Source organism: Pseudomonas abietaniphila (assembly GCF_039697315.1).
Classification (GTDB): domain Bacteria; phylum Pseudomonadota; class Gammaproteobacteria; order Pseudomonadales; family Pseudomonadaceae; genus Aquipseudomonas; species Aquipseudomonas abietaniphila_B.
The window spans coordinates 3,432,721-3,451,546 of the sequence record NZ_CP155619.1 but is presented as its reverse complement, the minus strand read 5'-3'; the positions used below and the strand labels follow the sequence as shown (position 1 = coordinate 3,451,546).

The following is an 18,826-nucleotide window of genomic DNA, read 5'->3' as shown; positions in this document are numbered from 1 at the left end:
GATGGAGCAGGCAGCCTTCTTCTGTGGGAGCGAATTCATTCGCGATTGGCCCGTATACCCGGCACATTTTTTCAGCAGTCGCACCGCATCGCGAATGAATTCGCTCCCACAGAGATAAATCGCACCCTGTTTACAGGTATTTACCCAAAATACTGTCCACCGTTCCCTCCTTGCGAAGCTGATCCAGGGCGGTCTGCAGCTTCTTCACCACGTCATCCGGCGTGTCTTTGTTCAGCGCCAGGAACAACTCGGCGCTGTTGAAGCGCAGCACGGTTTTCAATCCGGTCACGCCCTCTTGCCGCGCCAGATAACGCCCGGCCGGGTCACCCGTGGCCCAGAGGTCGATTTGCCCGTCGACCAGCTTCTTGGCGTTGTCCTTGTCGCTGAGCACCACAATCGGGTTCATGCCCTGACGCCCCAGCTCTTCAGCGATCGCATCGCCCTTGTAGGCGCCGATCTTGTACTGACGGGCTTCGTCCAGGGTATTCAACTGAATCGGGCTGTCGGCTTTGGCCAACATGATCCAGTCATCCGGGCCAATAGGGCCGACCCACTTGAAGAGCTTCTCGCGCTCAGGCAAACGCGCCGTCACGAACACGCCGTAACCGGGCTTTTCCAGCGCAAGTTTGTAAATGCGGTCCCACGGGAAACGCAGCGTCATGTTGTAGCCGACGCCCGCACGCTTGAAGGTTTCGCGAACGATTTCGACGGCGATGCCCTGGATATTGCTTTCCTGGGCGAAATTCTTGCCATCGATGGCCATGTTGTAAGGCGGGAAGTTCTCGGTGAGCAACACCATCGAATACGCCGGCGCATCCTCTGCCCGGGCGGTTCCTGTCAGCAATGTGGCCACGCTGATCAGCGCAAGAAAAACACCTTTGAACATATCCCTGGCACCCGATCCTGACGTCGGCAAGAGAGTGCCGTTAACACAGGGCGTTGTCCAGTTCGGGAATGGGTGGCGTCGCTTTCAGGACAGAGGTGTCTCGAAGCGTCTGGGGCGGTAGATGTGGCGAGGTCGAAGACTATCACCGACCACTGTGGGAGTGAGCTTGCTCACGAAGAGGCCCGTACATCCGCCACATCCCCAGCGGCTGTACCCGAGTCTTCGTAAGCAAGCTCACTCCCACAGATGAGGTGTTCGCATCAGCTGTTGTTGATCGTTCCCACGCTCTGCGTGGGAATGCAGGGCAGGACGCTCCGCGTCCCGGTGACGCAGAGCGTCACGCGAGTCACTCCCACGCAGAGCGTGGGAGCGATCACACACAGATGAAGCATTCACATACGGGATCAGCGAACCACAATCCCTTGTTTGGCCATGAACGCCTTGGCTTCCGGCACGGTGTATTCGCCAAAGTGGAAAATGCTCGCGGCCAGAACGGCGCTCGCGTGGCCTTCGAGCACGCCGTCAGCCAGATGCTGCAGGTTGCCCACGCCACCGGAAGCAATGACCGGGATACCCAGCGCATCACTGATCGCGCGGGTCACGCCCAGGTCGAAGCCGTTCTTCATGCCGTCCTGATCCATGCTGGTCAGCAGAATCTCACCGGCACCCAGGCCTTCCATCTTCATGGCCCACTGCACAGCGTCCAGGCCGGTTGGCTTGCGACCGCCGTGGGTGAAGATTTCCCAGCGCGGCTCTTCACCCGGCCCGGACACCTTCTTGGCGTCGATCGCCACCACAATGCACTGCGAGCCGAAACGCGCAGCGGCTTCGCCGACGAACTCGGGGTTGAACACCGCGGCGGTGTTGATCGACACCTTGTCGGCACCGGCATTGAGCAGATTACGGATGTCTTGCACGGTCCGCACGCCGCCGCCCACTGTCAGCGGGATGAACACCTGACTGGCCATGCGCTCTACGGTGTGCAACGTGGTGTCACGACCATCGACACTGGCCGTGATGTCGAGAAAGGTAATCTCGTCGGCACCCTGCTCGTCATAGCGACGGGCGATCTCTACGGGATCGCCGGCGTCACGAATGTTCTCGAACTTAACGCCCTTGACCACACGACCATTGTCGACATCGAGGCAAGGGATGATGCGTTTGGCGAGGGCCATTGGGATGTTCTCCAGAAACTGATGGGCATGAACCCAACGTCAAACTTTGTTTTAAAACCGGATCTCTGTGGGAGCGAATTCATTCGCGATGCGGCCATCCAGATGACGATCAATGTCGATTGAACGGGTGCCTCGCGAATGAATTCGCTCCCACAGAATCAGTACCCTCAGGCCTTGTATGAATCGCAGAACGCCTGGGCTTCAGCAACGTCCAGCGTGCCTTCGTAGATCGCACGCCCGGTGATTGCGCCGATGATGCCCGGTGCTTTCGCGTCCAGCAGCGCCTTGATGTCGCCCAGGTTGTGGATACCGCCGGAAGCGATGACCGGGATCTTCGTGGCAGCCGCCAACGCAGCGGTGAACGGAACATTGCAGCCCTGCATCATGCCGTCTTTGGCGATGTCGGTATAAACGATGGCCGAGACGCCGTCCGCTTCGAAACGCTTCGCCAGGTCGATCACCTGAACCGAGCTGACTTCAGCCCAGCCGTCGGTGGCGACGAAGCCATCTTTGGCGTCCAGACCGACGATCACTTTGCCCGGAAACGCGCGGCAGGCCTCAGCCACGAATTCAGGCTCCTTGACCGCCTTGGTACCGATGATGACGTAGCTCACGCCCGCCTTGACGTAATGCTCGATGGTTTCCAGCGAGCGAATACCGCCACCGATCTGGATCGGCAGGTTCGGATAACGCTTGGCGATGGCAGTGACCACGTCACCGTTGACCGGCTGGCCTTCGAACGCGCCGTTCAGATCGACCAGATGCAGACGACGGCAACCGCCTTCAACCCACTTGGCAGCCATGCTCACCGGATCGTCGGAGAACACTGTGGAATCTTCCATGCGACCCTGACGAAGGCGCACGCAGGCACCGTCTTTAAGGTCGATAGCGGGGATAATCAGCATGAGCTTTTCCTTCGTCAAAGAGCTGCGAGCTGCAAGCGATAAGCTGCAAGCAGATACGCGTCATCATTCTTGCAGCGTGAAGCCGCCTTTAATTTTTCTCGAGCGCCCAGACGTCGCTTTCGATGCTTTCGAAGCGCTCTTTCAAATGCGCCTGCACATCGAAGATCGCCCGGTTGTAATAGTGCGGAGCAATCTCGCGGGTGAACAATTCAAGGATTTCAGCCGCTTCGAACGAACCCAGGTCCAGTTCGAAGCGGTCTTCCATGAACCGCTTGATCTTGTGACACGCCTCGCTCTCCTGTTCGGGAGTGAGGGTCAGGATCGGCGGCTTGTTCTTCTTGCTCATTACCAGCGGCCGTCCCACGCAGCGAAGTTCTGCAGCAATTGCAGGCCATGGGTATGGCTCTTCTCAGGGTGGAACTGCACCGCGAAACGCGAGCCGTCCGCCAGCGCGGCAGCGAAGTCATGGCCGTAATGACCGCGACCGACGATCTGCCGAGGGTTCGGCGACTCGATGTAATAGCTGTGCACGAAGTAGAACCGCGCCTTGTCCGGAATGTTGTGCCACAGCGGGTGATCCACCGCCTGCGTCACTTCGTTCCAGCCCATGTGCGGGACTTTCAGGTGCTGGCCGTCTTCGTGGAGATCCTTGCCGAAGAAGCGCACCTGGCCCGGAAATACACCGATGCAGTCAACGCCATCGTTCTCTTCGCTACGGTCCATCAACGCCTGCATGCCGACGCAGATGCCGAGAAACGGACGGTCCTGGCTGACTTCACGCACCAGGGCATCGAAGCCAAGACGACGGATTTCAGCCATGCAGTCGCGAATCGCACCCACCCCCGGAAACACGACCCGGTCGGCTTCACGAATCACGTCGGCGTCGCTGGTGATCAGTACACGGCCAGCGCCTACGTGTTCGAGGGCCTTGGCCACCGAGTGCAGGTTGCCCATGCCGTAGTCGATAACGGCAACCGTCTGCATTACAGCACGCCCTTGGTCGAAGGCATCTGGCCGGCCATGCGGTCGTCCAGCTCAACGGCCATGCGCAGCGCGCGGCCAAATGCCTTGAACACGGTTTCGATCTGGTGGTGGGTGTTGTGACCGCGCAGGTTATCGATGTGCAGCGTGACGTTCGCGTGGTTGACGAAGCCCTGGAAGAACTCCTGGAACAGGTCCACATCGAAGCCGCCCACGGTGGCGCGGGTGTACGGCACGTGCATCTGCAGGCCAGGACGACCGGAAAAGTCGATGACCACGCGCGACAGCGCTTCATCCAGCGGGACATAGGCGTGGCCGTAGCGACGGATGCCTTTTTTGTCGCCAATGGCTTTGCTGAAGGCCTGACCGAGGGTGATACCGACGTCTTCCACCGTGTGGTGGTCGTCGATATGCAGGTCGCCTTTGCTTTCGATATCCAGATCGATCAACCCGTGACGGGCGATCTGGTCGAGCATGTGTTCAAGAAAAGGAACGCCGATATCGAATCGGGCCTTTCCGGTGCCATCCAGGTTGATCGAGGCTTTGATCTGGGTTTCCAGGGTGTCGCGCTCGACGAACGCCTTACGTTCGGCCATCACCAGCTCCGCAAAATCATTGGGCGAAAAGGCGGACATTATAGGCGTGTAGGAGGGAAACAGAAACACGAAGGGAGATATGACTGACGGGCTGAATCCAGCGCCGCACACGTTAGACATGTGCATACAGGCGCATGCAAGCGGACTCAAAACAACTGTGGGCGCGAGCTTGCTCGCGAATGGGCCCTCACTTTCAACATCTCTGTCGAGTGTCTGACCGCTTTCGCGAGCAAGCTCGCTCCCACAGGTTTTGCATCTGGCCGAACCTTTAGCAGCGACGCCGGCCGGCAAGGGCGTTAACAAAAACGCCTTCGCGGGCAAGCGCGCTCCTACAGGTTCGATGTCGGCCCGATCAGACCGACACCAAAAACGGCTTAGTGAAACAACACCGCAGTCTTCTGCAGGGTGATCCACACGCCCCACGCCAGCGGAATGCCGACTGCCAGCCAGGCCAGGATCGCCAGAGGCTTGGTGCCTGCGTCCGCTTTCCACTCAAGGGAAGTGGTGTGGTCGGCGCCAGCGTCGTGACCGATGGCTTGTTCAGCCTTCAGCTCCGCGTCGGTCATGAAGTACTTGTCGGCCACCGGGCGCACCAGCATGTTGCAGATGAAGCCCAGCACCAGCAGGCCAGCGAGGATGTACAGCGTGATGTCATAAGCGTCGGCACGCGCAACGCCGTGGCTCAGCTGATACTCACGCAGGTAATTCACCAGCACCGGACCCAGTACGCCAGCGGCGGCCCAGGCGGTCAGCAGGCGACCGTGGATCGCACCGACCATCTGCGTACCGAACAGGTCAGCCAGGTACGCCGGAACGGTTGCGAAGCCGCCACCGTACATCGACAGCACCACACAGAACGCTGCAACGAACAGCGCAACGCTGCCCAGGTGGCTCAGGGTCGGCACCGATGCGTAGAGCAGGAAGCCCAGCGCGAAGAACACGAAGTACGTGGCCTTACGGCCGATGTAGTCCGAGAACGACGCCCAGAAGAAGCGGCCACCAATGTTGAACAGGCTCAGCAGACCGGTGAAGCCGGCTGCGATGGCAGCGATAGCAGCCAGTTGCGACGCGTCCAGCTGACCGAACGCCTGATCGGTGCCCAGCAGCTTGCCGCCGAACACTTCCTGCAGCAGAGGCGAGGCCATGCCGAGGATGCCGATACCCGCCGACACGTTCAGGCACAGCACCAGCCATACCAGACGGAATTGCGGGGTTTTCCACGCAACGCTCACGTGTACGTGGCGGTTGGTGATCATCGCGCTGTTGGTTTTCTTCGCAGGAGCGGTCCAGCCTTCAGGTTTCCAGCCGGTTGGCGGAACGCGGTACGCCAGAGCGCCACCGATCATGAAGACGAAGTAGATCGCTGCCATGGCGACGAAGCTTTGCCATACGCCCACGCTGTCAGGCGTTGCGAAATGGCTCATCAACGCGGTCGCCAGTGGAGCACCGACCATCGCGCCACCGCCGAAGCCCATGATCGCCATGCCGGTCGCCATGCCGCGCTTGTCCGGGAACCACTTGATCAGGGTCGAAACAGGCGAGATGTAACCCAGGCCCAGACCGATACCGCCGATCACGCCCGAACCAATCCACATCAGCCAGATCTGGTGGGTGTACACACCCAGCGCCGAGATCAGCAGACCGCCACACCAGCACAGGGCCGAAACGGCACCGGCTTTACGTGGACCCGCGTGTTCCAGCCAGCCGCCCCAGATAGCCGCCGAGCAACCCAGGAAGATGAAGAACAGGGTGTAAATCCAGCCGAGCATGGAGATCGGCCAGTCACAGCTGGACGAAAACACTTGCTGGAAGAAACTCATGTCCGGTGCGCAGGCAACGGCGGTCTTGATGCCGATGGCCTTGGACAGCGGCAACCAGAATACCGAGAAGCCGTAAGCCATACCGATACAGAGGTGAATGGCCAGTGCGGCCGGTGGTACGAGCCAGCGGTTGAAACCGCGCTTGGCGATAATGCGTTCTTTGGACAAGAACGCAGGCTGAGCGATTGAGCCGCCCAGAGCAGTGCTTGTAGTCATTTAAGTTTTGCCCCTATTTATAGTTGTGTCCCGCAAGAACAACGGCATTGCTTCCGCCACCCCTCTTCATGCACGCAAGCATCGGGAGTTTTATCGGCAGAAAGCCTCATTACGTGACATTTCGACGCAGCATGACCCGCGAACGGCGAGAGATTACCATCTGATGCATGACAGGAAGCACTCTGCTACTACGATTTTTATACCGTTTGTCACTGTATGAACTTCACTAAAGTGCATAAGGCCATCCAGAGCCCGGCGTCTGCGTGAGAACGCTATACTCGCGGGCTAAATTTTGAACGACTCGATTACAAGGACTCGCCCATGAAAGCGTTCGGCAAAATCCTGGGACTATTCATTCTCGGGCTGTTGCTGATCATCGTGGCTCTCGGCTTTGCCTTGACCCATCTGTTTGATCCCAACGATTACAAAGACGAGATTCGTAAACTGGTCCGCGACAGGGCGCACGTCGAGCTGACGCTCAATGGCGACATTGGCTGGAGCCTGTTCCCCTGGCTGGGCCTGGAGCTGCACGACGCCAGCGTCGCCACGCTGACCGAGCCGTCAAAACCGTTTGCCGATTTGCAGATGCTGGGCCTCTCGGTCCGTGTCCTGCCCTTGCTGCGCAAAGAAGTGCAGATGAGCGACGTGCGGGTCGAAGGCCTCAACCTGATGCTGACCCGAGACGAAAACGGCCACGGCAACTGGGAAGACATCGGCAAGGTGCCTGCCGCTGCGACCAATCCCGCGCAGCCTCCTGTCGCTCAGACCTCGCCGGATGCCGCACCGGACACAGCGGCCGCCAAACCGGACAAGGCCTGGCAACCGCTCAAACTGGACATCGACAGCCTGACCGTGAACAACGCACGCATTGACTTCAATGATGTGCAGAAAGCCCGGCAGTTCACCGCCGAGAGCATTCAACTGAGCACCGGCCCGGTCCACAACGCTACCGACATTCCGGTGAAGCTGACAGCCTTCTTGAGCACCAACCAGCCGGTGATCCGCACCAAGACAGAACTGACCGGCAAACTGCGGTTCGACCGCGCGCTCAAGCGTTATCAGTTCGACGACATGCGCTTCTCGGGCGAGGCGGCAGGCGATCCGCTGCAAGGCAAGACCCTGACTTTCTCCGCGCAAGGCCAGCTTCTGGCCGACATGTCGGCCAACGTGGCCGAGTGGACCAACCTCAAGTTTTCCGCCAACCAGCTGCGCGCCCTGGGCGAGCTGCACGTACGCGATCTGGACAAAGCGCCACAACTGAGCGGCGGCATTTCCATTGCCCAGTTCAACCTGCGCGAGTTCCTCGACAGCGTCGGCCAGACCGCGCCAACCCTGGGCGACAACAGCCTGACCCGACTGGAAATGGTCAGCCGCATTGCAGCAACGCAAACCAGTGTCTCGCTGGACGACCTGACGCTGCGCCTGGATGACAGCACCTTCACCGGCCGAGTCGCCGTGGATGATTTCGCCAAGCAGTCGCTGCGCCTGCAACTGAAGGCCGATACGTTTGACGCGGACCGATATCGCCCGCCACAGAGCGAACAGTCCAAGGCCGCAGGTGCTGCGCGTAAAACCGAAGTTCAGGGTAACGAAGCCGAAGCGATGGCCGCATCGGGCACCAGCCCCCTGCCCAACCAGCCGACACAAGTCGCCTGGAGCGACACCAGGCTGTTGCCGCTGGAGCGCATGCGCAAGCTCGACGTCGACGCCGATCTGAGTTTCGGCAAGCTGACCGTCGAGAAGCTGCCGATCCAGAACGCTGCGCTCAAGACCTCGGCGCTGGACGGCGTCATCACGGTCGACAGCCTGCGCGGTGACCTCTACAACGGTAACTTCGAAGTCAAAGGCAATCTGGACGTGCGCCCGGAAGTACCGCTGGCCAGCGTGAAGACCCACATCGTCAAAGTGCCGGTCGAGCGTTTCATCCAGAGCCAGGGCACCACGCCTCCGCTGCGCGGCCTGCTGAATCTGAACAGCGACGTCACCGCCAAGGGCAACAGCGAGAAGGCGCTGGTCGAAAGTCTCAACGGCACCGCCAGCTTTGCGCTCAACGACGGCGTGCTGGTCAACGCCAACCTCGAGCAGCAGCTGTGTCGCGGCATTTCGGTGCTCAATCGCAAGACCCTGAGCGGCGAGCCACGCGGCAAGGACACGCCTTTCCAGCAGCTCAACGGCAATCTGACATTCCGTAACGGCGTGGCCAGCAACCCGGACCTCAAAGTCCGCACGCCGGGTCTCACGGTCAACGGCGATGGCGACATCGACCTGCGCGTGCTGGGCATGAATTACCGGGTCGGCGTGATCATCGAAGGCGACAAGAGCGACATGCCGGACCCTGCCTGCGAAGTGAACCCGCGCTTTGTCGGCATCGAATGGCCGATTCTCTGCCGCGGCCCGCTGGAACTTGGCGCCAAGGCCTGCCGTCTGGACAACGAAGGACTGGGCAAAGTCGCCGCAAAACTCGCCACGGATCGCATTGGCGACAAGATCGACGAAAAGCTGGGAGACAAGGTCAGTCCCGAGCTCAAGGACGCCATCAAGGGATTGTTCAAGCGATAACCGTCGGCTGCCGGTCTCAGATCGGCAGAACAACTCAACACCTGTGGGAGCTGCCGGTCTCAGATCGGCGGAACAACTCAACACCTGTGGGAGCTGCCGGTCTCAGATCGGCGGAACAACTCAACACCTGTGGGAGCTGCCGGAGGTTACGACGGTGGCGAATGCGGTCTGTCTGATCCACCGCTTTCGCCACCGTCGTAACCTCCGGCAGCTCCCACAGGGATCGGGCTAACCCGACCTCCACCTTTCCTGAACACCGGAACCATGATGCAACCCGAGCAGTTTTCTTCCGCCGTCCTTGACTGGTACGACCGTCACGGCCGTCACGATCTTCCCTGGCAACACGACATCACGCCTTACCGCGTCTGGGTGTCGGAAATCATGCTTCAACAGACCCAGGTCAGCACCGTGCTGGGTTACTTCGACCGGTTCATGGAAGCGCTGCCCAGCGTTCAGGCCCTCGCCGATGCGCCGGAAGACGAAGTCCTGCACTTGTGGACCGGCCTGGGTTACTACACCCGCGCCCGAAACCTGCAGAAGGCCGCGAAAATCGTCGTCGCCGAACACGGCGGCGAGTTTCCCCGCGACGTCGAAAAGCTCACGGAGCTGCCCGGCATCGGTCTGTCCACTGCAGGCGCCATTGCCAGCATCAGCATGGGCATTCGTGCGCCGATCCTCGACGGCAACGTCAAACGCGTTCTGGCGCGCTTTACAGCCCAAGAGGGTTATCCGGGTGAACCCAAGGTCGCGAAGCAAATGTGGGCGACTGCAGAGCGCTTCACGCCTCACAGCCGGGTCAATCACTACACTCAAGCGATGATGGACCTGGGCGCCACGCTCTGCACGCGCAGCAAACCCAGCTGCCTGTTATGTCCGCTGGAGCGCGGCTGCCAAGCGCACATGCTCGGCCAGGAAACCCGCTACCCGATCCCCAAGCCGCGCAAGACCGTCCCGCAGAAGCGCACCTTGATGCCGATCTTCGCCAACGATCAAGGCGAGATTCTGCTCTACCGTCGCCCCTCGACCGGTTTGTGGGGCGGGCTCTGGAGCCTGCCGGAGCTGGACGACTTCGATGACATGCAGCATCTGGCCGATCAGCACTCACTGGAGATGGGCGAACATCAGGCACTGCCGGGCTTGATCCACACGTTCAGCCATTTTCAACTGACCATCGAACCCTGGCTGGTCCGGGTCGAGGAGTCCGGCCATCACGTGGCCGAGGACGACTGGCTCTGGTATAACCTCGCCACCCCGCCGCGCCTGGGCCTCGCCGCCCCGGTGAAGAAGCTGCTGCAAAACGCAGCCGACGTATTGAACGCAGGAGAGTCGTCATGACCCGCACCGTAATGTGCCGCAAGTACAAAGAAGAATTGCCCGGCCTGGACCGCCCACCGTATCCAGGCGCCAAAGGCGAAGACATCTACAACCACGTTTCGCAGAAGGCCTGGGCCGACTGGCAGAAACACCAGACGCTGCTGATCAACGAGCGCCGCCTGAACATGATGAACGCCGAAGACCGCAAGTTCTTGCAGGCCGAGATGGACAAGTACCTCTCGGGCGAGGAATACGCCAAGGCCGAAGGCTACGTTCCACCGGCCGAATAACCCTTTGCAGACGGTGTTAATCGTAAGCGGAGGAAATAATTCAAATTTTTTTAAACAACACGCTTGACGACCTCCTGAAAAACACGTCTAATGCGCCCCGTTGCCCAGATAGCTCAGTCGGTAGAGCAGGGGATTGAAAATCCCCGTGTCGGCGGTTCGATTCCGTCTCTGGGCACCAAAATACCGAAAAACCCCTGCATCGAAAGATTCAGGGGTTTTTTATTGGCTACGATTTTTTCGGGACAATCCCGCCCGGCTGCCCTTGGTAATTTCCAGCGGCTACGATTCAATAGCCCACCGCAAAATCACCCTCGCCTGCAAAAGGACCGACGTGCATGGCCTCCCCAGACAAACAGCAAAAACGCGCCCAGCGGGCCAAAGCGAAGGCCAAGCAAAACCGTTCCGGCAAGGGCAAGCCAAGTCCGGTGCATCCGGTGCTGAATCATCCTTCCGTAAATGAGCCGTTCGATGACGTTTTCCTCGACCTGAGCAAGTTCGACTTCAAGGACATCATGGAGAACGGCTTCGAACCCGCCGACTACGACGACCTGTTCCAGGCGATGAAAGCTGCCGAGTCGATCAGCCTGCTGGCGATGTGCGTCGTGTTCCTGCAATACCCGGTGCTGGAGCTGGTGATTGCCGAGGAAGAAGAAGACCCGGCCACTGATTTCCTGATGGCCTTGCTGATCGTGTATCGCGGCATCTTCCATGACGAAGAGGAAGAAGTGACCGTCGAGTGGCTGGGCAGCGACGAATTCCAGGACGCTTACAACCTGGCGTCGGACATCCTTCAGCGCAAAAACGCTCGGGACGCCGGTCGCCGGTAACACGCCAGTTTTAATTTGCATGACGCCGATCAAGACGGTAGCTTTGCGCCACTACGAGAATGCAACTCCTTCTCAATAAAGGCTTCCGTTTTGACAGATCTTGACTCCCCTTCGTCCGCAACCTCGGCGGACGAAGCGAACGCTTACTCCAGACCCCGCATTGTCCTGCACTGGCTGTCCGCCGCCGTCATCCTGTGGGCGACCTTCAGCGGCTTCGGCGTGGTGCTGCTCGATCAAAATCATCCGTTCCGGCAATGGGTCGAGTCGTTCAACCCGCAGTTGACCAGCCTGTTCATCCCGTTTTTTGCCTGGCGCCTGTGGCTGGCTGTCCGCGCCGAACCGCGCGCCTCACGCAAATCACAAGAAAGGCTGGCCCACACCGTCCACATGGGCATTTACGCAGCCGTCTCGGGCGTCCTCATCACAGGCGTTCTGATGATGACCCACCCGGTCACGCTTCTGGCGCTCATAACGCTACCACAGCTCATTCACTCGAATATCGCGCTGCTGCAACTGCATGAACTGCATCACGTCCTGTGCGCGGTTTTGGCAGGGCTGGTGACGCTGCATCTGGCCGCGGTGGTGATGCACTACGTGAGGGGGAAGTCGGTGCTGGGGCGGATGATCAAGTAGCCCCCCAAAAAAAACGGCCACCCTCATCACTGAGGGCAGCCGCCTTTATCTCGCCAGCAACGCCGGCTCAATCGTCCATCAATTGAGCACAACCTTGCCCGCTTTTACCGCTTTGCGACGGTTCGATACGATCAAGCCCGCAGCGACGACGAGGATGCTGAGCAGGCCGGTTGCGATGATTTCCATGCGGTGGCCTTCCTGGAACAGCATGATGGTCAGCACGGCGACGATGAATACGATCACCGCCCAGGTCAGACCCGGGAACAGCCACATGCGGAAGTCGATTGGCTCGCCCGCAGACTCACGCTTGCGGCGCATGCGCAGTTGGGAAACGGCGATCACCAGGTACACCAGCAATGCGATGGCGCCAGAGCTGGCCAGCAGGAAGTCGAATACGGCAGCCGGCGCGACGTAGTTGGCGAACACGGCGGCAAACGCGGCGCCGGTCGACAGCAATACGGCCCAGTAAGGCGTACCGGCTTTGCTGGTGCGCTGGGAAACGGTAGGTGCGTCGCCGCGTTTGCCGAGGGAGAACAGCATGCGCGAAGCGGTGTAGAGCGCCGAGTTCAGGCAGCTCGTCACAGCCACCAGCACGACCAGATCCACGATCAGTTTGGCGTTCGGAATACCCATCATGTCGAGCACGGTCTGGTACGAACCGACTTCAGCCAGACGGCTGTCGTTCCAAGGCACCAGCGCCACCACCAGGAAGATCGACAGCAGGTAGAACAGGCAGATCCGCCAGATCACCGAATTGGTGGCCTTGGTGATCTGCTGGCCCGGGTTCTTCGATTCCGCCGCCGCGATGGTGACGATCTCGGTACCCATGAACGAGAACATGGTGGTCAACATGGCAGCCAGCACGGCGCCCATGCCGTTCGGCAGGAAGCCGTGCGTGTCATACATATGGCTGACGCCGCTGACCTGGCTGTTCGGCAGCAGACCAAACACGGCCGCCACGCCCAACACCACGAAGCCGATGATCGCCAACACCTTGATCAGGGCAAACCAGAACTCGAACTCGCCGTAATTCTTCACGCTGAACAGGTTGGTCGCGGTGAGCAACAAGGTGATGACCAGGGTGAACGCCCAGATCGCAATGTTCGGGAACCACGCATGAAGAATGGTGGCGGCGGCGTTGGCTTCCAGCGGAATCACCAGCACCCAGAACCACCAGTACAACCAACCGATGGTGAAGCCCGCCCAGTGACCGATCGCGCGGTCGGCATAGGTCGAGAAGGATCCGGTGTCCGGCGAAGCAACGGCCATCTCGGCCAGCATGCGCATCACCAGAACCACCAGCGTGCCCGCTGCGGCATAGGCCAGCAGCACGGCCGGGCCGGCTTCGGCGATGGCGTGACCGGAACCGACGAACAGGCCGGCGCCGATAACACCTGCAATCGACAGCATGGTGATATGCCGCGGTTTGAGCCCTTGATCGAGATTTGAAGCGTTTGCGGTACTGCTCATAAAAGCAACCTTTGAGGATTTTTTATACGGATCAGGACTGTTTGTGATCGCTCGTAAAAAGATCACAACAGCACTGTTATTTATTTTTTACGCAAGAAGTACGCCAAAATATTTCAAAAACGACGTCGTGCGTGGATAGGCCCGTAGCAGAGGCATTCGGTAAGTCTCTGAGTGGAATAGCATTTAGCCATTCTTGTAGGAGTTGTTACCGAGCGGAACAGGATAGAGACGTTTAGACGCACCGAAAATACACAGAGGCGACCGATTAGCACCAAATAAGCGCACGAAAGTGACCTTTGATCGCAACCGTGGCCGAAATACCCTTCACGAAGGCGTTTAAAGCTGGCACCATCGCGCCTTTTTTGCGCAAAGCCAGCTCATTGGCGGCGCGTGGCAGACACACCGACACATGAGGAGCCCACATGGCCGAGGCCACGCCCGCCCTGGAAATCCGCAACCTGCATAAACGCTACGGTCAGCTAGAGGTGCTCAAGGGCATCTCGCTGAGCGCGCGCGATGGCGACGTGATTTCGATTCTGGGCTCATCCGGCTCCGGCAAATCCACGCTGCTGCGCTGCATCAACCTGCTGGAAAACCCGCATCAGGGTCAGATCCTGGTGGCCGGTGAAGAACTCAGGCTTAAAGCCACCCGCAAGGGTGAACTGATCGCCGCCGACAACCGTCAGATCAATCGACTGCGCAGCGAGATCGGTTTCGTCTTTCAGAACTTCAACCTTTGGCCTCACATGAGCGTGCTCGATAACATCATCGAGGCGCCCCGTCGTGTGCTCGGTCAGAGCAAGGCCGAGGCCACTGAAATGGCTGAAGCCCTGCTGGCCAAGGTCGGGATTGCGGACAAACGCCACGTCTATCCGGCGCAACTGTCGGGTGGTCAGCAACAACGCGCCGCCATCGCACGCACGCTGGCCATGCAGCCTAAAGTCATCCTGTTCGACGAACCGACTTCAGCGCTGGACCCGGAGATGGTGCAAGAAGTGCTTGGTGTGATTCGTGGCCTGGCCGAAGAAGGCCGGACCATGTTGATGGTGACCCACGAAATGAATTTCGCCCGGCAGGTATCCAGTGAAGTGGTTTTCCTGCATCAAGGGCTGGTAGAAGAACAAGGATCGCCGCAGCAGGTCTTCGAGGACCCGCAATCGGCGCGCTGCAAACAATTCATGTCCAGCAATCGCTAACGGAGCAACATCGATGCAGACCCTGAAAACATTCCTGTTGGCCGCTGCCGCTACCCTGGCCGTCGTCACCAGCGCTTTTGCTGCCGACACCCTGAAAATGGGCATCGAAGGCGCCTACCCGCCGTTCAATAACAAGGACGCCAGCGGCCAGGTCGTGGGCTTCGACGTCGAAATAGGCAACGCCCTGTGCGCGAAGATGAAAGTCACTTGTGAAGTCGTGACCTCCGACTGGGACGGCATCATCCCGGCCCTGAACGCGCAGAAGTTCGACTTCCTGATCTCCTCAATGTCGATCACCGAAGAGCGCAAGCAGGCGGTTGACTTCACCAACCCGTACTACTCGAACAAGCTGCAGTTCATCGCACCAAAAGCGACCAACCTGGGTGCGGACAACGAGTCCATCAAGCAAGCGTTGAACGGCAAGACCATCGGCGCACAGCGCGCGACCTTGTCCGGCACCTGGCTGGAAGACAACTGGGGCGACGCTGTGACCGTCAAGCTATATGACTCGCAGGAAAACGCTTTCCTCGATCTCGCTTCGGGCCGTGTAGACGCGCTGCTGGGCGACAAATACGCCAGCTACGAGTGGCTGAAGAGCAAGGAAGGCCAGAGCTTCGAGTTCAAAGGCGAGCCATTGCCGGGTGACGACAAGATCGGCATCGCCGTGCGCAAAGACGATCCCCTGCGCGAGAAGCTGAACGAAGCGCTGAAGGAAATCATCGCCGACGGCACCTACAAGAAGATCAACGACAAGTACTTCCCGTTCAGCATCCTCTGATCTGCCTGACCGACACCGCCGCGCTTATCTGTAGCGCGGCGCTGCCCGTCCTCTGACCAAGCAAAGCCATGAACCTCGATCTACAAGGATTCGGCCCGGCCCTCGCGGCTGGCGTGCTGATGACGATCCAACTCGCGCTGTCCGCCCTTTGCCTGGGCCTCGTCCTCGGACTGCTCGGCGCACTCGCCAAGACTTCGCCGAACCGCGCCCTGCAGTGGATTGGCGTGACTTACTCGACCTTGGTGCGTGGCATCCCCGAATTGCTGTGGGTGCTGCTGATCTATTTCGGCACCATCAGCAGCATGCGCGCCATCGGCCATCTGTTCGGCATTCCCAATCTGTCGCTCAGTGCGTTCGCAGCGGGCGTCATCGCGCTGGGCCTGTGCTTCGGCGCGTACGCCACCGAAGTGCTTCGCGGCGCCATCCTGTCGATCCCGAAAGGCCATCGCGAAGCGGGATTGGCGCTGGGCATGTCGCGCTCGCGGATCTTCATCAAGCTGGTCATGCCGCAGATGTGGCGGATCGCGCTGCCGGGGCTCGGCAACCTGTTCATGATCCTGATGAAAGACACCGCCCTCGTGTCGGTCATCGGCCTTGAAGAAGTCATGCGTCACGCACAGATCGCCATTACCACCACCAAACAACCGTTCACCTTCTATATGGTCGCGGCCTTCCTGTACCTGGGCATGACGGCCGTGTCGATGATCGGGCTGGCGTGGCTGGAGAAACGGGCCTCGATCGGATTCGTGAGGAGCGCATCATGAGCTGGGAATTCGCCCTCAAATGGATGCCCAAACTGCTGCAAGGCGCCACCCTGACGCTGGAGCTGGTCGCCATCGCCGTCGTTGCCGGCCTGATCCTGGCGATCCCGATGGGCATCGCGCGCGCCTCACGTAATGTCTACGTACGCGTCCTGCCCTTCGCCTACATCTTCTTCTTTCGCGGCACGCCGTTGCTAGTGCAACTCTTCTTGGTCTATTACGGCCTGGCGCAGTTCGACGTCATCACCCAAGGCCCGCTGTGGCCTTACCTGCGCGAGCCGTTCTTCTGCACCGCCCTGATCATGACGCTGCACACCACGGCCTACATCGCCGAAATCCTGCGCGGCGCCATCCAGGCCGTGCCACCGGGCGAAATCGAAGCAGCCCGCGCGCTCGGCATGTCCAAAGGCAAAGCGCTGCTCTACATCATCCTGCCCCGCGCCGCCCGCATCGGCCTGCCCGCTTACAGCAACGAAGTCATCCTGATGCTCAAGGCCAGCGCCCTGGCGAGCACCGTTACATTGCTCGACATCACCGGCATGGCCCGCACCATCAACGCCCGCACCTACATGCCCGAACAAAGCTTCTTCCTGGCGGGCCTGATCTACCTCGTGATGTCCTTCGTGCTGGTGCAAGGCTTCAAACTGCTGGAGCGATACCTGCGGGTGGATGCGAGCCAAGGTCGTTAACTGCCGCCCGACCTGACGCCAACCCACGTGTGGGAACGAGCTTGCTCGCGAAGAGTGACGTCCAGACGATCAATAAATCTCGGCTGGACACATAACTTGCCGGTACCTAACCCCCTACCCGCCGAAACTAAACACAACCACAGCCCCCTGTGGGAGCGAGCTTGCTCGCGAAGACTGACGTCCAGACGACCAATAAATGTAGGCTCTGCGCACAGCTTTCCGACACCAGAACTCCCTCACCGCAAACTGGACACGACCGCAGCCCCTGTGGGAGCGAGCTCGCTCGCGAAGACTGCAGTCCAGACAACCAATAAATCTCGACCCTCCGCATAGCTTGCCGGCGCCTGAAATCCCTCACCGCAGAACTGAAACTAGCCAACTCCCTGTAGGAACGAGCTTGCTCTGGGCCGCATCCGGACGAAGACTGACGTCCAGCCACCAAAGCCCGTAAGCTTTCTCCCCAACATCCAAAAAACGCCGCCCAGCCAATGCCACTCCACCCCGCCGACCTACAAACCCGCTTCCACGCCCTCGACGCCTTCCTGCTCGAGCACCAAGGCCTGTGGCGCCCAAAACCCTTCACCCATCGTCATCTGCCATGGGAAGCGCAACACCCAGAACTATCCACCTGGCTACGCCAACGCTCGCTCGAACAAGCAGAAGCCGCCCACAACCACCCCGAACAACTCGACGCCCCCCAGCCCTTCGCAGCCATCGCCCAGCAATCCAAAACCCTGAGCGACATCGACGCCCTGCCCCGCATCGACCTGGAGAGCGTGTCATCACGCATGAGCGTCGACGTCCCCGGCCGCAAATGGCAACAGATCGAAGCCTTCGCCAGCAGCCTCAGCTTCAAAGACACACCCACACACTGGCTCGACTGGTGCGCCGGCAAAGGCCACCTCGGCCGCCGCCTCGCCCACCACGGCCAAGCCCTCACCTGCCTTGAATACGACGCAAAACTGGTGGAAGCAGGCGAACAACTCAGCCACAAACTCGGCATCACCGCCCAGCACCTGCAGCAGGACGTCATGGCCGACGATACCGCGGCCCAATTAAACGCCACCCACACCCCGGTCGCCCTGCACGCTTGCGGCGACCTCCACGTGCGCCTCATGCGATTGGCCAGCGACGCCCGTTGCCAAACCATGGCCATCGCCCCGTGCTGCTACAACCGCATCGCCAGCGACCACTACCAGCCGCTATCGACAGAAGGCTTGGCATCATCGCTTCAGCTGTCCCTCGACGACCTCGGCCTCCCACTGAGCGAAACCGTCACCGCAGGCGCCCGCGTCCGTCGCCAACGCGACACCTCCATGGCCCGCCGCCTCGCCTTCGACCTGCTGCAACGCCAACTGCGCGGCATCGACGACTACCTGCCCACCCCATCGCTCCCCAGCGCCTGGCTCGACAAACCGTTCGCCGACTACTGCCGCGACCTCGCCGAACTCAAACAACTGCCCGACCCCGGCACACAGAACTGGTCCGAACTCGAAGCCCGCGGATGGCAACGATTAGCCGAAGTCCGCAACCTCGAACTGCTGCGAAACCTCTTCCGCCGCCCCCTCGAACTCTGGCTCATCCTCGACCGCGCCCTCTACCTGCAACAGCGCGACTACCACGTCCGCATCGGCACCTTCTGCGACAGCCACATCACACCCCGCAACCTGCTCATCCTCGCCGAACGAAAGTGAACCACTTCGAGCGTACTGCCCTGTGGATAACTCTGT

General features: G+C 60.0%; 18 protein-coding genes and 1 tRNA gene. 11 read left to right on the top strand and 8 right to left on the bottom strand.

All coding sequences use genetic code 11. From position 1 onward, the window contains the following. Positions 1 to 130: 130 nt before the first annotated feature. From ABDX87_RS15425 to ABDX87_RS15395, 7 genes are all read right to left on the bottom strand, one after another. Positions 131 to 886, bottom strand: coding sequence for a substrate-binding periplasmic protein (locus ABDX87_RS15425; RefSeq protein WP_346828663.1), 756 nt, complete (start codon positions 884 to 886; stop codon positions 131 to 133). Between the two features lie 404 nt (positions 887 to 1,290). Beyond that, positions 1,291 to 2,061, bottom strand: coding sequence for an imidazole glycerol phosphate synthase subunit HisF (gene hisF, locus ABDX87_RS15420; RefSeq protein ID WP_346828662.1), 771 nt, complete (start codon positions 2,059 to 2,061; stop codon positions 1,291 to 1,293). 167 nt (positions 2,062 to 2,228) lie between these two features. Beyond that, on the bottom strand, positions 2,229 to 2,966 hold the full coding sequence (gene hisA / locus ABDX87_RS15415; protein ID WP_346828661.1) for a 1-(5-phosphoribosyl)-5-[(5-phosphoribosylamino)methylideneamino]imidazole-4-carboxamide isomerase: 738 nt from the start codon (positions 2,964 to 2,966) through the stop codon (positions 2,229 to 2,231). 88 nt (positions 2,967 to 3,054) lie between these two features. Then, entirely contained in the window at positions 3,055 to 3,312 is a 258-nt protein-coding gene (locus ABDX87_RS15410) for a DUF2164 domain-containing protein (protein ID WP_081563619.1), read from the bottom strand. Beyond that, a complete protein-coding gene (gene hisH / locus ABDX87_RS15405; protein ID WP_346828660.1) occupies positions 3,312 to 3,950 on the bottom strand; it encodes an imidazole glycerol phosphate synthase subunit HisH in 639 nt (212 codons plus the stop codon). The genes ABDX87_RS15410 and hisH overlap by 1 nt, the downstream gene beginning before the upstream one ends. Then, on the bottom strand, positions 3,950 to 4,543 hold the full coding sequence (gene hisB, locus ABDX87_RS15400) for an imidazoleglycerol-phosphate dehydratase HisB (RefSeq protein WP_062379429.1): 594 nt from the start codon (positions 4,541 to 4,543) through the stop codon (positions 3,950 to 3,952). Before hisB ends, hisH begins: the two co-directional genes overlap by 1 nt. 374 nt (positions 4,544 to 4,917) lie before the next feature. Beyond that, positions 4,918 to 6,579, bottom strand: coding sequence for an OFA family MFS transporter (locus tag ABDX87_RS15395; protein ID WP_346828659.1), 1,662 nt, complete (start codon positions 6,577 to 6,579; stop codon positions 4,918 to 4,920). A 321-nt stretch (positions 6,580 to 6,900) separates the two neighbouring features. Between ABDX87_RS15395 and ABDX87_RS15390 the strand changes: the two genes are divergently transcribed. From ABDX87_RS15390 to ABDX87_RS15365, 6 genes are all read left to right on the top strand, one after another. After that, complete coding sequence (locus ABDX87_RS15390) at positions 6,901 to 9,138, top strand: AsmA family protein (RefSeq protein WP_346828658.1); 2,238 nt, start codon at positions 6,901 to 6,903, stop codon at positions 9,136 to 9,138. Positions 9,139 to 9,405: 267 nt separating this feature from the next. Continuing rightward, on the top strand, positions 9,406 to 10,473 hold the full coding sequence (mutY, locus tag ABDX87_RS15385) for an A/G-specific adenine glycosylase (RefSeq protein WP_346833526.1): 1,068 nt from the start codon (positions 9,406 to 9,408) through the stop codon (positions 10,471 to 10,473). Next, complete coding sequence (locus ABDX87_RS15380; protein WP_074758025.1) at positions 10,470 to 10,742, top strand: oxidative damage protection protein; 273 nt, start codon at positions 10,470 to 10,472, stop codon at positions 10,740 to 10,742. The genes mutY and ABDX87_RS15380 overlap by 4 nt, the downstream gene beginning before the upstream one ends. A 102-nt stretch (positions 10,743 to 10,844) precedes the next feature. Next, positions 10,845 to 10,920: transfer RNA gene (locus tag ABDX87_RS15375), tRNA-Phe, on the top strand. Between the two features lie 157 nt (positions 10,921 to 11,077). After that, positions 11,078 to 11,569, top strand: a complete 492-nt coding sequence (locus ABDX87_RS15370) for a hypothetical protein (protein WP_346828657.1) — start codon at positions 11,078 to 11,080, stop codon at positions 11,567 to 11,569. Positions 11,570 to 11,659: 90 nt separating this feature from the next. Continuing rightward, positions 11,660 to 12,202 (top strand): cytochrome b, encoded by a 543-nt coding sequence (locus ABDX87_RS15365; RefSeq protein ID WP_346828656.1) that lies wholly within the window; start codon positions 11,660 to 11,662, stop codon positions 12,200 to 12,202. Positions 12,203 to 12,280: 78 nt separating this feature from the next. On the opposite strand, the gene gabP is transcribed toward ABDX87_RS15365, so the two are convergent. Continuing rightward, a complete protein-coding gene (gene gabP / locus ABDX87_RS15360) occupies positions 12,281 to 13,672 on the bottom strand; it encodes a GABA permease (RefSeq protein ID WP_346828655.1) in 1,392 nt (463 codons plus the stop codon). Positions 13,673 to 14,094: 422 nt separating this feature from the next. Here gabP and ABDX87_RS15355 point away from each other — a divergent pair, with 422 nt between their 5' ends. From ABDX87_RS15355 to ABDX87_RS15335, 5 genes are all read left to right on the top strand, one after another. Then, positions 14,095 to 14,868 carry an ABC transporter ATP-binding protein gene (locus ABDX87_RS15355; protein ID WP_346828654.1) on the top strand — a complete coding sequence of 258 codons (774 nt, stop codon included), beginning with the start codon at positions 14,095 to 14,097 and terminating at the stop codon, positions 14,866 to 14,868. Positions 14,869 to 14,881: 13 nt separating this feature from the next. After that, positions 14,882 to 15,646 (top strand): ABC transporter substrate-binding protein, encoded by a 765-nt coding sequence (locus tag ABDX87_RS15350; RefSeq protein ID WP_346828653.1) that lies wholly within the window; start codon positions 14,882 to 14,884, stop codon positions 15,644 to 15,646. A 68-nt stretch (positions 15,647 to 15,714) separates the two neighbouring features. Then, positions 15,715 to 16,410: an ABC transporter permease gene (locus tag ABDX87_RS15345; RefSeq protein ID WP_346828652.1), complete on the top strand. Its 696-nt coding sequence runs from the start codon at positions 15,715 to 15,717 to the stop codon at positions 16,408 to 16,410. Continuing rightward, positions 16,407 to 17,096, top strand: a complete 690-nt coding sequence (locus ABDX87_RS15340; RefSeq protein ID WP_346828651.1) for an ABC transporter permease — start codon at positions 16,407 to 16,409, stop codon at positions 17,094 to 17,096. Before ABDX87_RS15345 ends, ABDX87_RS15340 begins: the two co-directional genes overlap by 4 nt. 488 nt (positions 17,097 to 17,584) lie before the next feature. Then, the gene (locus ABDX87_RS15335; RefSeq protein WP_346828650.1) at positions 17,585 to 18,790 is read left to right on the top strand and encodes a methyltransferase; all 1,206 of its coding nucleotides are present in this window, start codon (positions 17,585 to 17,587) and stop codon (positions 18,788 to 18,790) included. Positions 18,791 to 18,826: the final 36 nt, after the last annotated feature.